Annotated in this window: 17 protein-coding genes; 9 read left to right on the plus strand and 8 right to left on the minus strand. The window is 62.2% G+C overall.

Translation table 11 applies throughout. The features are described 5' to 3' along the window. The first annotated feature begins 1 nt into the window (after nt 1). A complete protein-coding gene (gene aat / locus AC3EMP_RS22750) occupies nt 2–619 on the plus strand; it encodes a leucyl/phenylalanyl-tRNA--protein transferase (RefSeq protein ID WP_023681498.1) in 618 nt (205 codons plus the stop codon). Between the two features lie 42 nt (nt 620–661). Here aat and AC3EMP_RS22755 read toward each other — a convergent pair whose 3' ends face one another. The 3 genes from AC3EMP_RS22755 to AC3EMP_RS22765 form a co-directional block, all read right to left on the minus strand. Next, nucleotides 662–1,045 (minus strand): hypothetical protein, encoded by a 384-nt coding sequence (locus tag AC3EMP_RS22755; RefSeq protein WP_023667489.1) that lies wholly within the window; start codon nt 1,043–1,045, stop codon nt 662–664. A 75-nt stretch (nt 1,046–1,120) separates the two neighbouring features. Then, nucleotides 1,121–1,672 carry a DUF2155 domain-containing protein gene (locus AC3EMP_RS22760; protein WP_023828633.1) on the minus strand — a complete coding sequence of 184 codons (552 nt, stop codon included), beginning with the start codon at nt 1,670–1,672 and terminating at the stop codon, nt 1,121–1,123. A gap of 115 nt (nt 1,673–1,787) precedes the next feature. Then, nucleotides 1,788–2,186: an NADH:ubiquinone oxidoreductase subunit NDUFA12 gene (locus AC3EMP_RS22765; RefSeq protein WP_023710575.1), complete on the minus strand. Its 399-nt coding sequence runs from the start codon at nt 2,184–2,186 to the stop codon at nt 1,788–1,790. Between the two features lie 325 nt (nt 2,187–2,511). Here AC3EMP_RS22765 and panB point away from each other — a divergent pair, with 325 nt between their 5' ends. The 4 genes from panB (at nt 2,512) to AC3EMP_RS22785 (ending at nt 7,180) form a co-directional block, all read left to right on the plus strand. Then, nucleotides 2,512–3,342: a 3-methyl-2-oxobutanoate hydroxymethyltransferase gene (panB, locus tag AC3EMP_RS22770; RefSeq protein ID WP_352711404.1), complete on the plus strand. Its 831-nt coding sequence runs from the start codon at nt 2,512–2,514 to the stop codon at nt 3,340–3,342. Next, entirely contained in the window at nt 3,339–4,211 is an 873-nt protein-coding gene (gene panC / locus AC3EMP_RS22775) for a pantoate--beta-alanine ligase (protein WP_488494678.1), read from the plus strand. The genes panB and panC overlap by 4 nt, the downstream gene beginning before the upstream one ends. 224 nt (nt 4,212–4,435) lie before the next feature. After that, nucleotides 4,436–5,596: a helix-turn-helix transcriptional regulator gene (locus AC3EMP_RS22780; RefSeq protein WP_023738939.1), complete on the plus strand. Its 1,161-nt coding sequence runs from the start codon at nt 4,436–4,438 to the stop codon at nt 5,594–5,596. A gap of 183 nt (nt 5,597–5,779) precedes the next feature. Further along, a complete protein-coding gene (locus tag AC3EMP_RS22785) occupies nt 5,780–7,180 on the plus strand; it encodes an ArnT family glycosyltransferase (RefSeq protein ID WP_050485847.1) in 1,401 nt (466 codons plus the stop codon). Nucleotides 7,181–7,196: 16 nt separating this feature from the next. Here AC3EMP_RS22785 and AC3EMP_RS22790 read toward each other — a convergent pair whose 3' ends face one another. From AC3EMP_RS22790 to AC3EMP_RS22805, 4 genes are all read right to left on the minus strand, one after another. Next, nucleotides 7,197–7,685, minus strand: a complete 489-nt coding sequence (locus tag AC3EMP_RS22790) for a GNAT family N-acetyltransferase (protein ID WP_027050422.1) — start codon at nt 7,683–7,685, stop codon at nt 7,197–7,199. Between the two features lie 4 nt (nt 7,686–7,689). Further along, nucleotides 7,690–9,189, minus strand: a complete 1,500-nt coding sequence (gene gatB, locus AC3EMP_RS22795; protein WP_352711407.1) for an Asp-tRNA(Asn)/Glu-tRNA(Gln) amidotransferase subunit GatB — start codon at nt 9,187–9,189, stop codon at nt 7,690–7,692. Nucleotides 9,190–9,391: 202 nt separating this feature from the next. After that, the gene (locus tag AC3EMP_RS22800; RefSeq protein ID WP_023667498.1) at nt 9,392–9,823 is read right to left on the minus strand and encodes a CBS domain-containing protein; all 432 of its coding nucleotides are present in this window, start codon (nt 9,821–9,823) and stop codon (nt 9,392–9,394) included. Nucleotides 9,824–9,961: 138 nt separating this feature from the next. After that, nucleotides 9,962–10,729 (minus strand): rhomboid family intramembrane serine protease, encoded by a 768-nt coding sequence (locus AC3EMP_RS22805; RefSeq protein WP_023706620.1) that lies wholly within the window; start codon nt 10,727–10,729, stop codon nt 9,962–9,964. A gap of 42 nt (nt 10,730–10,771) precedes the next feature. On the opposite strand from AC3EMP_RS22805, the gene AC3EMP_RS22810 reads away from it, so the two are divergent. From AC3EMP_RS22810 to AC3EMP_RS22825, 4 genes are all read left to right on the plus strand, one after another. After that, complete coding sequence (locus tag AC3EMP_RS22810) at nt 10,772–11,011, plus strand: hypothetical protein (RefSeq protein ID WP_488494679.1); 240 nt, start codon at nt 10,772–10,774, stop codon at nt 11,009–11,011. Nucleotides 11,012–11,129: 118 nt separating this feature from the next. Next, nucleotides 11,130–11,765: a PAS domain-containing protein gene (locus AC3EMP_RS22815; RefSeq protein WP_023706619.1), complete on the plus strand. Its 636-nt coding sequence runs from the start codon at nt 11,130–11,132 to the stop codon at nt 11,763–11,765. A gap of 124 nt (nt 11,766–11,889) precedes the next feature. Beyond that, the gene (locus tag AC3EMP_RS22820) at nt 11,890–12,507 is read left to right on the plus strand and encodes a PilZ domain-containing protein (RefSeq protein WP_023667501.1); all 618 of its coding nucleotides are present in this window, start codon (nt 11,890–11,892) and stop codon (nt 12,505–12,507) included. A 287-nt stretch (nt 12,508–12,794) separates the two neighbouring features. Next, nucleotides 12,795–13,403, plus strand: coding sequence for a transglutaminase-like cysteine peptidase (locus AC3EMP_RS22825; RefSeq protein ID WP_023710582.1), 609 nt, complete (start codon nt 12,795–12,797; stop codon nt 13,401–13,403). A gap of 243 nt (nt 13,404–13,646) precedes the next feature. On the opposite strand, the gene AC3EMP_RS22830 is transcribed toward AC3EMP_RS22825, so the two are convergent. Further along, the gene (locus AC3EMP_RS22830) at nt 13,647–14,174 is read right to left on the minus strand and encodes a gamma carbonic anhydrase family protein (RefSeq protein ID WP_023710583.1); all 528 of its coding nucleotides are present in this window, start codon (nt 14,172–14,174) and stop codon (nt 13,647–13,649) included. Between the last annotated feature and the right edge of the window lie 43 nt (nt 14,175–14,217).

Genomic DNA, 14,217 nt, shown 5'->3' on the forward strand with positions numbered 1-14,217 from the left:
GATGACCCGTCCTTACGCTCCCGGCTATCGCATTCCGACCGACCTGTTGCTCAAGGCCTATGCCTCGGGCGTCTTCCCGATGGCCGAGAGCGCTTCCGACCCGGAAGTGTTCTGGGTGCGGCCGGAGACGCGCGGCATCATACCGCTCGATGGCTTCCACACGCCGAAGAGCTTGCGGAAGACAATTCGCAAGCACCCGTTCGACATCCGCTTCGATTTCGATTTCGAGGCGACGATCGACGGCTGCGCCGAAAAGCGCGAGGAGCGCCGCTCGACCTGGATCAACGCGCCGATCCGCGAAGCCTATATCGAACTGCACCGTCTGGGGCACTGCCATTCGGTCGAGGCATGGCGCGAGGAACGGCTGGTCGGCGGCCTCTATGGCGTCTCGCTCGGTCGCGTGTTCTTCGGCGAAAGCATGTTCGCCCGGGAAACCGACGCGTCCAAGACCTGCCTGTATCATCTGGTCGAGCGGCTGAAGGCGCGCGGCTTTGCCCTGCTCGACACGCAATTCACCACTGAGCATCTCAAACGCTTCGGCGCGGTCGACGTGCCGCGCGTCAAATACGAGAAGATGTTGGCCGACGCGCTGAAGGGCGAAGCCGTTTTTTATCCCTGATCGGAGACCGAGCGGCCGAGCCGGCTCGACCGGTGAAAGGGGTCAGCCCTTCGCGGTTTCCATCGGCGTCTGCGAATGGAACATCATCTTCCAGCCGTTGACACGGTGGACATAGCCAGTGCTGACCAGCGCCGCGTAGGGCTCGCCGTTTTCCCGTGTCGCATGAGCCTCATAGGTCAGCATGATAATGTCGCTGCCGGGCTCGATGATACCCTTGAGGTCGATCTGAAGGTCGCGCCAGCGGTTGGGCTTGGTCGCTGTCTTGGCCAGATCGGCATTGTCCATTGCCTGTGCCATCTCAGGAAATGCCACCAGGCATTCTGTGTCGACATTGGCGGCGTAGTAAGCTTCGTCGCCCGTCCAGAACCCCTTTTCGAGTTCGAGCAGGTCGTCTTTGCTGGCCGTGATCCGTTTGCTGTCCGACATCAGAATATCCTCCAAGCGCATAAATGCGTCATCGTCCATGGCCCAACGCATAGTTGCCACCACGGTTCCGGAGGATCAGTTGGTGTTGGTCGCGTCAGGTTCCGTGGGGTCTGGCTGTTCGGCGGCCGGAGCAGCGGCGGGCTTTGGCTTGGACGCGTCGACCTTGGGCGTCTCGGCACTGGCCGCGTCGGGCGGCGGCACATCCGACTTCTGCTTGCAGCCCTTTAGCCAGACGTCATAGACGGCGTGCTCGACGGCGTTTAGGCCGGGGCTCTCGGCGAACATCCAGCCGGTGAAGATGCGGCGGATCTTGCGGTCGAGCGTGATCTCGTCGACTTCGACGAAGGAATCGGTCTTCGGCTCTTCATTCTCCGGCCGCGAATAGCAGATGCGCGGCGTCACCTGCAAAGCGCCGAACTGCACGGTTTCGTCGATGTAGACATCGAAGGTGATGATACGGCCGGTGATCTTGTCGATGCCGGCAAATTCGGCGACCGGATTGGTGATGCGATCGGAGATTGCCGGTGCTGCCGCAGGCGCCTGCGCCGCGGCAAACGCTGTCGGGAACATGGCGACAGCGCCAATTGCCGCCAGTCCGGCCATCGATGTCAGGCTGAAAATGTTCATGCGGAGATACCGGTGGTTTGGGCCCGGGTGATTCTGTCACGCCCAAGGCTATTCGCCGTTGTCATATCAGCAAGCAGCTAAACGCCAATTGTGGCGACAAAGGACCGGCCGGCGGTCAAGAACCAGGCGTCCACGCATCGTAGTCGCCCGTCACCTGCGGACGGTGCTGATTGGTGAGCACGGAACCCTTCGGGCGATAAGCCGCCGGTGTTCCCGTGAGGTTCGGCTCATGCGCCTTTTCCCATTCGCGCGGCCGATAGTCGTCGCTTGGCGGCGCCACATCGACGCGGTGATGCATCCAGCCGTGCCAGCCCGGAGGGATCGCCGACGCCTCCGAATAATTGGCGTAGATGATCCAGCGGCGGGTGCGGCCTTCCGAATCGACGCCGCCTTCGTAGTAGACATTGCCGGCCCCATCCTGGCCGACCTTGTTGCCGTGGCGCCAGGTGTGAAAACGGGTTCCCAGCGTCTGGCGGTTCCACCAGGTGAAAAACTGCAGAAGGAAAGTTTTCATTCAGATCCTCGCGGGCGCGCGGCGGTGGCTGTTCCCTGCTTATGGCGTCAGGCCTTGGCGAAGGCAAGGGTTTTGCGGCGCCTGCGGCACTGACGGCATGCCGAAACGCTCGGTCATTGGCCGATCCATTTCGCACCTGCGAACCGACGCTTGCCAAGCCGGCTGCGTCTTCCTAAAGCTCTCATCGCCCGGCGCTGCCGCATGACCCCGAAAATCGAAATCGATTTTCGGAAAGGATCATGCGCAAACCAAAGTGCTACAGCGTCCTTTGCGCGTCCACGGGACGCGCGGCGCTGTAGTCAACGCCGGCTGCGGGAGGTGAGGAATGGCCTTAGCTGTCGCCAGGATCAGTGCGGAGACAATACGCGCCCGCAAGGGCGGCGTGCCGGTCGTATGCCTTACCGCTTACACCTATCCCGTCGCCCGCCTGCTCGACGATCATGTCGACCTTCTCCTGGTCGGCGACAGCGTTGCCATGGTGCTGCATGGCCACAAGACCACGCTCGGCGCCTCGCTGGAGATGATGATCGCCCATGGCCAGGCCGTGATGCGCGGTTCGTCAAAGGCCTGCGTGGTGGTCGACATGCCGGCCGGCAGCTACGAGACTTCGGCCGCGCAAGCCCTTGCCTCGGCGCGCCGCATCTCTGAGGAAACCGGCTGCGAGGCGGTGAAGCTGGAAGGCGGCGTCGAAGTCGCCCTCCAGATCGCCGCAATCGTCACGGCCGGCATTCCAGTGATGGGCCATATCGGCTTGCACCCGCAATCGGTGGAAAAGGACGGTGGCTACAAGATCAAGGGCCGCACGCCGGAGAATGTGGCCGCGCTCATGCGCGACGCCGACGCGGTCGCAAAGGCCGGCGCGTTTTCGCTGGTCATCGAAGGCACGGTCGAGACCGTTGCCGCCGACCTCACCCGGCACATTACCATTCCTACCATCGGCATCGGCGCCAGCCGCGATTGCGACGGCCAGATCCTGGTCATCGACGACATGGTCGGCCTGACGGTCGACCGGGTGCCGAAATTCGTCAAGGAATACGCCGATTTGCGCAGCGCTGTCGCCGATGCCGCGGCGCGTTATGCGGCGGAGGTGCGCAGCCGCACCTTCCCCGGGCCGGGCCACGTCTTTTCAGCCGCGAGCGACAAGGACAAGGCATGAACCGGCCCCCCATCCGCCAGCCGCTCGTCGTCGACACCGTGCGCGGCCTTCGCGCGCAGATCCGCGAATGGCGGCGCGAAGGCCTGAGCGTCGCCATGGTGCCGACCATGGGCGCTTTGCATGACGGCCATATCTCGCTGGTCGGGGCTGCGCTCGCAACGGCCGATCGCTGCGTCGTCTCCATCTTCGTCAACCCGGCCCAGTTCGCCCCCACTGAAGATCTCGACAAGTATCCGCGGCAGCTGGCCCGCGATCTCGACCGGCTGACCGAGGCCGGCGCACAGCTTGCCTTCACGCCTACGGTTTCCGAAATGTATCCGGCAGGCTTTGCGACGAAGATTTCGGTCGGCGGCCCGTCTTCTGGCCTGGAATCGGATTTCAGGCCGACCTTCTTCGAGGGCGTCGCCACGGTCGTGGCCAAGCTCTTTCTGCAAGCCCTGCCCGACTACGCCATCTTCGGCGAAAAAGACTACCAGCAGCTTTGCGTCGTCCGAAAGCTCTGCCGCGATCTTGACCTTCCGGTGGAAATCGTCGGCGCGCCAACCGTGCGCGATGCGCATGGCCTGGCAATGTCGTCGCGCAACGCCTATCTCGACGCCGCCGAGCTCGACGTCGCGCGACAGCTCAATGTCATCTTGCGCCAGACGGCGGCAGCGCTCGCGGCCGGTGCCGATGAAAACGGCGTGACCGGTAAAGCCACTGCCGCGCTTCTCGAGGCAGGCTTCGACAGCGTCGACTATGTCGCCGCGCGCGAGAGCCTGACGCTCACCTCGTGGCGGCGTGACGGCGATGGCCGCCTGCTTGCCGCGGCGTGGCTTGGCAGAACCAGGTTGATCGACAATGTGGAAGTTTACTCATTTATTCCCTGAAAAATTCCAATTCCGTTCACTTTGATTTGTATCGCAGAGCGGCCCGAGCGCTCTTAGACAACGGCTCATCAGGTACGTTCTGGCCAGCCCGTAAGCGCTCACGATACACCGAACGCCGCTGTGAGACGTTTCACAGACGTAACCAAGCCGGCTATGTTGTGTGCGACCCCAGGCAGAGACAGTGTGTGACCTGCCACTACGCTGCAATCCTTACGAGGCTCTACGTGTCTGTCCAGGCCAACATAGTCGGTCGCGCCCTGCCGCAGATCGTCGAGGCAATCTACGATTCGATTGTCGATGTCGGCCGTTGGCCATCGACGCTTGAATCAATCTGCAAATTGGCGCTCGGCCGGCTTGCCATGCTGGCGGTCGTCGATACGGCGAGAAACTCGGCCCGGTTTTCGACTTCCTGCGGCGATCCGGTTCTGCTTGAGCCGCTGCAGCGCGACTACGCCTGCGAGGTGCCCTTTTTCAAGGCGGTGCCGAAGATGGAAGTCGACATACCGTTGACCGTCGACAGCGTCTACGCCCTGCAAGGCCCTGACGCCCGCCAGAACTGGCTCGAAAGCCGCATCGTGCGCGAGTGGGTGGAACCCAACCGTCTCGACGATTTCTTCTGGGTAGCGCTGATGAAGCAGCCGGCGCGCACCGGCACGCTGATGGTGGTTACCGACAAGGACAGGCCCCAGATTTCAGCCAGGGATATCGACCTGATGTCCAGGCTCGCCCCCCATGTCCGGCGTGCGGTGACCATCGGCGACCTGTTCGAGGCCGAGCGGCGCAAGGCCGACATCTTTCGCTCGATCCTTGAGAGCCTCGACCATCCAGTGCTGATCGTCGCCGACGATATGCAGATCATTTTCGCCAATCCGGCAGCCGAAGCCCTGCTCACCGAAACCGCCTCAGTGTCCTCGGTGCGCGGCCAGCTGTCCTTCGCTTATGCCAACGCCAACACCGCCATCGGCCGCGCCGTCCAGCTCGGCACGCGCGACGAATTCGCGCTCGGACCGTCCGGCATCAACATTCCGCTGGTGAAGGCCATGTCTCCGGCGGTGGCGCATGTCATGCCTCTGGCGCGACGCGACATTTCGGCCCGCATGTCGCCGCGCGCCGCCGCGGCCATCTTCATTGCCGCCGCCGGCGCCGCATCAGTGCCGGCGCTGGAAGCGATCGCTGCGCTGTTCGGACTGACCGCAGCGGAAAAGCGTGTCGCCGGCCATGTCGCCGCCGGGCTGACACGGCGTGAAATCGCGGCTGCCAGCGGCGTCTCGGACGGCACCGTCAAATCACAGCTGGCAACCATCTTCGACAAGACCGCCACCGGCGACCAGCGAGAGCTGGAACTCCTGATGCGCGAATTGACGCCGCCGCTGCGCTCGGCCTGAAGCCATACTCGGAGCCAATCATCAAATTTTTCAACTATTTGCCGGTACGCAGGCGTAATCCACAATACCAAGCCGGCATCGTTGCAATTCGGCCAAAATCATGGTGCGGTTCTGCTCCGGTCCGGAGACGGTGCATCGTGCACGACCGGACGTGGAAAACCATTTCCTGGGCGGTCCCCGAACTTGATACCGACACGAATTGAACGGCTGCTGCCTTACCTCTTCCTGCTGGCCCTGCTTTGCATCGCGCTCGCTTTCCGTCCGCTACTGCCGGTCGACGAGACGCGTTATCTCAGCGTCGCCTGGGAGATGTATCTCGGTGGACATGTCTTCGTACCGACGATGAACTTTGCGCCCTATCTGCAGAAGCCGCCGCTGTTGTTCTGGCTCATCGATCTCGTCTGGAACATCTTCGGTGTGAGCCGCGCGGCGGCGATGCTCGTCATCTTCGCTGCCTCGTCGCTGGTCATCTGGCTGACGACACTTCTGGCCAAAACCCTGTTTCCCGAGCGCCCGGAAATCGCCAGTCGCATCCCCTGGCTGGTGGCCGGCAGCACCGTCTTTGTCATCTATTCGACCCTGATCCTGTTCGACATGCTTTTGACGGCCTGTGTGGTCGCCGCACTGCTGGCGTTGCTGGGCTTCGCCAGGACCGGCAACCGCTGGCAGGCGGTGCTGGCGGGTCTCTTCATCGGGCTCGGCGTGCTGGCCAAAGGCCCGGTCGTGCTCATTCACATCGGCGCGCCCGTCCTGCTCTATCCCCTCTGGCGTGACCGGCGAGCCGGCCTTGCCCCTTTGCAGTTCTTTGCCGGAGCCGGCCTGGCAATTCTCGCCGCCCTTGTCCCGGTCGCTATATGGCTGGCGCCCGCGACCATCCTGACCAAGGGCAGTTTCGTCTACGATCTCGTCTGGAACCAGTCGGCAGGTCGGGTTACCGGAAGCCTGCACAATTCGCATGGCCGGCCGTTTTACTTTTACCTGATGCTGTTGCCGCTCATGTTCGTGCCCTGGGCCTTTATCCCCCCGGTGTGGCGGCTGAGGCCGGTTGCCCGGATACGCAGCCTGATCGACACCAAATCCCCGGATCTGCGTGCCCTGCGCCTGCTGTCGTTCTCGTTCATTGCGGTGCTGCTGGTCTTCAGCGCCATATCCGGCAAGCAGCCGCACTATGTCGTGCCGGCACTACCGTTCGCGACCATTCTGCTGGGCTATTTCATGGCCGAGATTTCAGTCGCCAGGCTGAGGGCGACGGCCTTTGTCATGCTTGCCCTTTTCGCCATCGGCCACGCCGCCGCCTCGGCGACCGTGTTCAAACGCTACGATCTCACGCAGCTGGCGAGCTTCATCGACGAACGAAAGGACGCCGACTGGGCCGTCGCTTACGACTATCAGGGCGAGGTCGGTTTCCTTGGGCGAATAGAGAAGCCATTCGAGAACGCCGACAAGCCTGAGGAATGGCTCAAGTCTCACCCCGGCGGCTACGTCATCGAAAAGCAATCGAAAGATCCGGGCACATCCGAACAGATCGCCTTCCGGCAGCCGGTGGAACGCGGCTATCTGGTCGTGCTGAAAGGACAGCACTGAGCGTTTCGTCGGGCGCCTATCCCAGCGGTTTCTCGAAGATCAGCGCCGGCAACCCCGAACCGCCGCCGCAATCGGCGGTGCTGCCGACCGGCAAAAATCTCTTCGAACGGTAGAAGGCGATGGCCGGCACGTTGGCCTCTTCCACCTCGACGCGCAACCTGTTCGCCTCGGGAAAGCTGGCTTCGACCTCGTCCAGCAAGGCCTGGCCGATGCCTTGCCGCTGGCAGGCCGGCAGTACATAGAGCTGGTTCAGCAGCACGATCTTCGCATCCGTCGTTGCGGCGGCAAAAGCCATGCCGCCGATACGCTTGCCGTCATCGGCGACCAGGAATTCCGAGTTCGGCCTTGTCAGCCGCGCCTTGAGCGAGGCGATCGAATGCCAGTCGTCGGTAATTTCGATCACCCGCTGGGCGCCATAGATCGCGTCGTAGGTTGCGTGCCAGGTTTCGACCAGCAGCGCGCGGACAGCGGCAAGGTCACGTTCGCTGGCGGTGCGGACGAACATTGTTCTATTCGATACCGAGCTTGGCCTTGACCAGATCGTTGACCGCCTGCGGGTTGGCCTTGCCGCCGGTGGCTTTCATCACCTGGCCGACGAACCAGCCGGCCATGGTCGGCTTGGCGCGAGCCTGCTCGACCTTGTCGGGGTTGGCGGCGATCACCTCGTCGACCGCTTTCTCGATGGCGCCGGTGTCGGTGACCTGCTTCATGCCGCGGCTTTCGACCAACTGGCGCGGATCGCCGCCCTCGTTCCAGACGATCTCGAACAGATCCTTGGCGATCTTGCCGGAGATGGTGCCTTCCTTGATCAGGTCGATCACGGCACCGAGCTGCTCCGGTGTTACAGGAGCATTTTCAATGCCCTTGCCGGCCTTGTTAAGCTGGCCGAGCAGGTCATTGATGACCCAGTTGGCGGCAAGCTTGCCGTCGCGGCCCGAGGCCACCTGCTCGAAATAGTCGGCGATCGGCTTTTCCGACACCAGGATCGAGGCGTCGTATGTCGACAGGCCAAGTGAGGAGATCAGGCGCGCCTTCTTGTCGTCGGGCAGTTCCGGCAACTCCTTGGCCAGCGCGTCGACATAGGCCTGGTCGAACTCCAGCGGCAAAAGGTCGGGATCGGGGAAGTAGCGGTAGTCATGCGCCTCTTCCTTGCTGCGCATCGAGCGCGTCTCGCCTTTGACGGCGTCGAACAGCCTGGTTTCCTGGTCGATCTTGCCGCCATCCTCGAGGATGGCGATCTGGCGGCGCGCCTCGAACTCGATGGCCTGGCCGATGAAGCGGATCGAGTTGACGTTCTTGATCTCACAGCGCGTACCGAATTCGCCGCCGGGCTTGCGAACGGAGACGTTGACGTCGGCGCGCATCGAACCTTCGTCCATGTTGCCGTCGCAAGTGCCGAGATAGCGCACGATGGTGCGCAGCTTGGTGACATACGCCTTGGCCTCGTCGGCGGAGCGCATGTCGGGCTTGGAGACAATCTCCATCAGCGCCACGCCGGAGCGGTTGAGATCGACATAGGACAAGGTGGGATGCTGATCGTGCATCGACTTGCCGGCGTCCTGCTCCAGGTGCAGGCGCTCGATGCCGATCTCGATATCCTCGAACTCGCCCTGCCGGTCGGGACCGACCGAAATGACGATCGTGCCTTCGCCAACGATCGGCTGCTTGAACTGCGATATCTGGTAGCCCTGCGGCAGGTCGGGATAGAAATAGTTTTTCCGGTCGAAAACCGACTTGTGGTTGATCTGCGCCTTCAATCCGAGGCCGGTGCGGATCGCCTGCTTGACGCATTCCTCATTGATGACCGGCAGCATGCCGGGCATGGCCGCGTCGACCAGGCTGACATTGGCGTTGGGCGCCGCGCCGAAAGTCGTCGACGCCCCGGAAAACAGCTTTGCTTCCGAGGTTACCTGCGCATGGACCTCGAGGCCGATGATGATCTCCCAATCGCCGGTAGCGCCGGGAATAAAACGTTTGGCATCGGGCGTGCGGGTATCGATAAGGGTCATGGTGGCCTGCGCTTTTGGCTCGCGAAAACTGCGATTTTCGCGAATTTGGGTATCGGTCTTCGCTAGTGCAAACCGCTTCGCGAGACAAGCGCCCAAAGCAGCGCAGAGCAGTGGGCTGGCCTTTTCAGCCCCTTTCGGCCGCTCGGCAACCGATAGAATGAACGCCGCCGGCCGGTATTCGGACGGCGGTTTCTTCGTCAGGTCAGGCCGTTGCGATATAGGCCCTGATTTCGTCGGCCTCGCGCTCGACATCCTCGATGCGGCGCTTGACCACGTCGCCGATCGACACGATCCCGTCGAGCAGCCCATCCTTTTCCACCGGCAGATGGCGGAAACGGCCTTTGGTCATGATCTCCATCACCTCGTTGACCGTGTGGTTCTCGTTGCAGATCTTCACTTTCGGCGTCATCGCCGAGCGTACCGTTATATCAAGTGCGGCAGCGCCTTCCCTGGCAACGACCCGCACGATGTCACGCTCGGAAAGGATGCCGACGATCTTGCGATCGCCGTTGGTGATGACCAGTGCACCGATCTTGTGGTCGGCCAGGATTCGAATGGCTTCGCTGAGCTTTACATTCGGCCCGAGCGTGAACACGTCATGGCCTTTTCTCTCGAGAATTGCCTTAACCGTCATGGCGTCCTCCTCCTCCTGCTTGGCTAGCCAGCTCCCGCCCTGACCGGCTTCACATAAGAGTGAACATCGTGCGCCGTGATCGGTTGCTTTTCAAGTGTGCCAGTGGGGTGTGCCAGTGGGGTGCGCCAATAGAGTGCGCTAGTGGGGGGTGCGCTGGTCGTCGGGGATCTCCCATTCAGGCGCCCGCCAGCGCCGGTCGAACCAGCGCAATCCGAAGAAGCCTGCGACGAGGCCGCCAATGTGCGCTTCCCAGGCGATCTGGCCGGGTTCTCCGAGCCCGAGACCGTAAAGGCCGGTGGCGAGATTGATGACCATCCAGGCGCCGAGAAAATTGACGACGCCGCGCATGCGCAAAACGACTGCGATCGGCAGCACGGGACCGGCAAAGGCCGCCCTGCCGGAGGAGCGGTCGGTACGGAACCCGAAGCGAGCCGCCGCACCCATCATGCCCGATATCGCCCCGGAAGCGCCGACCAGCGGTGCTTCGCCGTATGGATGGACCGCCCAGAACAGCACCACCGCGGCCAGCCCGGTGGCGGCGAAAAACAAGGCGAACCAGAACCAGCCGAGACGGTTGGCCAGCGGCGACCCGAAGGCGGCCAGCGCAACCATGTTGATGGCAATGTGGGCAACGCCACCATGCATGAAGGCATAGGTGAAAGGACGGGTGAAGAGGAACCAGTCGAAACCGTATTGGCCGGTGTAGAGGACCGGAATGAAGGCGCCGTCGGTGAGCAATGTTATCTGCTGCTCTTCGGTCAGCACATATTGCTGCAGCAGGAAGACGGCAACGCAGATGCCGATCACCGCCAGCACCGCCGGTGGCAGGTTGAACACCGGCTCGCGGCGCGGCGGCGGCGCCTCCGCGGTCTGTTCGGTCTCCAGGGGGCCGGCCGGTTCGCTCATATGCTCTGATCCAGGGATTTGCGTGTCGCGAGCATCTAGGCCATGCCCGGACAAATCACAAACTACGAATCACAAAGCGCGAATCACAAACCGCGAATCAAAAAGAAGCCGTCCAACGTTTCCCTTGAACGGCTGGTCGAGCCCCCTGCTCCCCTAAAACTATTGACCGAAGTGCTGTTGGTCGTCGCGAAACGACCGCTTCTGGAGTGGTTTTGGTGTGCCATGGCAAGCCTGCGCGCGCAACGTAAACCACTTGTTAACCTTAACGCCCCCGACCCGTGAACAAGTCTTAACGACGCTGGCACGCATCCTGCTCCGGAACGCATGTAGGTCATCGGAGGGCGCCCTTTCTGTTCACCGATGGGACCATCAGACGGCAGAATGCGCGGAGTTTAATAGCATGAACCAGAACGGATCAATCGCGCTGTTCCATTATTGGAATCGCCTGCGTGGTGGACGTCCTGCCCCAAAGCGTTCGGAGATCGAACCTGCCGACATCAAGGCGCTTTTGGCCGACACCTTCATCCTGGAAAGGGATACGCGTGGCGAAGCGGTGTTCCGGCTTGCCGGCACCAGGCTTTGCGCCGGCTACGGCCGCGAGCTCAAGGGTTTTTCGTTCCCCTCGCTATGGCGTGAGAAGGACCAGCGGCTGGTGTCGCGCCTCATTCACGGGGTTTTCGAGCAGAAATCCGTGGTGCTGATCACTTATGAGGGGTTCAGCCGCAGCGGCCGTTCCAACCACTTCGAACTGCTTGCGCTGCCGCTCGATGGCGGCGTCGAGAACCCGCGCTGCCTCGGCGTCATCAGCGCCGTGGAAAAGCCGTTCTGGCTGGGCGCCGACCCGATCACCGATGCGCTGATCGATGCCATCCACGTCATCGATCCCGACAAGGACCCGATGTTCCTGAAAAACCGGCCGGAAATATCCGTTCCGTCGTTGGCTCCCGAACTCGAAGCGCCGGAGACCATCTCGGCGCTCGGTCGGTCGCGCCGTATCCGCCACCTCGTCGTGTTCGACGGCGGGCGCGAGCAATAGTCTCCAAGCCGGCGCTAATCTTAACTATCGGCGGCCCGCTTTTCCCCTTTGTTAACCTGCTTGGCTGTAGTTTTTGCCGAGATTCCACGCACGACGCGGGAATGCCAACGGGGTGTAGGCAGTCATGAGGTCAGCGGCGGTCGAATACGCACCGTCCCGCGCCGAAAGGCGTAATTTTCAGCGCGTCCGGGTCAAGATCTACGGGCGCTTCATGCTGGAGGACCGCACCGAGCACCCCTGCCAGGTCGTCGATATGTCGCCGGGCAATGTCGCGCTGCGCACCGAGCGCGTCGGCATGCCGGGCGAAAAAATCATTGCCTATATCGATCATATCGGCCGCATCGAGGGCGTGGTGACGCGCACTTCGCAGGACGGCTTTGCCATGACCGTCATTGCCTCGGATCGCAAGAAGGACAAACTGGCCGCGCAGTTGACCTGGCTCGCCAACAAGCATGAACTCGACCTGCCGGAAGACCGCCGCCACGAACGCGTGGCGCCGCGCAACCCGACAAGCGTGCTGCAGCTCACCGATGGGCGGCAGTACCAGTGCCGCATCATCGACCTGTCGCTGTCGGGCGCGGCGGTCGAGATCGACGTCAAGCCGGCGCTCGGCATCCAGGTGATGCTGGGCACCATGCGTGGCCAGGTGGTGCGTCATTTCGAGGATGGCGTCGCCATCGAATTCGCCGTCATCCAGCGCCCGGAAACGCTCGATTCCGAGTTCAACGCTCCGCGCGCCTGAACGATCGGCAACAGGCAGCAAAGACGAACCCGCCCTGCGCGGCCGGTTTTTGTTGCCGGCGTTCCGCCTGCCTCTGCAGCTTGTAGCGGCACTCGCAAATCCACGGCTCCACCCGGAATCCGCGCCTCCGACACCGCGGTTTTACGCCGAGACCCTGAACGATTTTATATTAAAATAGATCAAATTTTACGCTTATTCTATTGGGGTTTTACTCAATGTCTACTTCGGGTTTTTGCGTCAAATAAATCCAACGCTGTCATTGTCTCCTCAAACGGGGAGACTGACGAATGGCAAAGACGTGGGGCAAGCTGTTGCTCTTGGCAATGGCGATGCAGCTTCCCGCTTGGGGAACGGCGCAAGCAGCAGGACCGGCCTACATGCACACTGGCGGCCGCACGACACAGCCGGTCGGTCACTACGAATTCTGCCAGAAGCTGCCGCAGGAATGCGCTCAGCGCACGCCGAAGCAGACACCGGTCGAACTGACCCGCAAGCTGTGGGCGGCGATCGTCGACGTCAACAATTCTGTCAACACCCGGATCGTGCCGCGCACCGACATGGAAATGTGGGGCAAGGAAGAGGTCTGGTCCTATCCCGACAGCGGCTTCGGCGACTGCGAGGATTATGCGCTGGAGAAGCGCCGCGAATTGATGGCGCTTGGCGTTCCCGCCGGCAATCTCTTGATGACCGTGGCGCGCCAACAAAATGGCGACGGCCATGCGGTGCTGACCGTGCGCACCAGCCTCGGCGAGTTCATCCTCGATAATCTGGAGTCCAAGGTGCTGTCCTGGACCGACACCGACTACACCTACCTGAAGCGCCAGTCCGACCAGAATTCCGGCGTGTGGGTGACGATCAACGACGGCCGCGCCGACGCGGTCGCCAGCGTCCGCTAGGACGCCATTACAGAGGTCAAGCACATCGAATAATGCGACGTGCCTAACGAGAAAGCCCGGTCGAGTCCCCACCCTCCCCGTCCCCAACGACCGGGTTTTAAGGAGCCGGCCCCGTCCCCGGGCCGGCTCCACCATTTCAGACCATGATCCCGAACCGAAGGACCGCGTCAGCGAAAGCGAGAAACGATTTTTGCTGCGCTGACCCGCCGTTCGGGAAAGATCATCGTCAAACAGGAATAGAGTTCAGGCCTTCTTCAGCCCGGCCTTGAAGCGCTTGCCGTTGGCGACATAGTGCGCGGCCGAGGCGCGCAGCCTGGCGACCGCGGCATCGTCCAGCGTCCTGATCACCCGCGCGGGCGAGCCGACGATCAGGCAATTGTCGGGGAACTCCTTGCCTTCGGTGACCAGTGCGCCGGCGCCGACCAGGCAATTCCTGCCGATCCTGGCGCCGTTGAGCACGATGGTGCCCATGCCGATCAGGCTGTTGTCGCCGATCGTGCAGCCATGCAGCAAGGCGCGGTGGCCGATGGTGCAGCCTTGCCCTATCGTCAGCGGAAAGCCGGGATCGGTGTGCATCACCGTATGCTCCTGGACATTGCTGTCGGCACCGACGACGATCGGCTCATTGTCACCGCGGATGACTGCGCCAAACCAGAAGCCGGCATTGCGACCGACGCTGATGTCGCCGATCAAGGTCGCATCGGGCGCGATCCAGTTGCTGTCGGCATCCTCGAAACGGGGCGATTTTCCGTCGATTGCATAGGTCGGCATTTCCAGTCTCCGATTCGTCGCAGGCCGGGACAAACCCTAGAAC

The sequence above is a fragment of the Mesorhizobium sp. P160219 genome, from assembly GCF_057786095.1.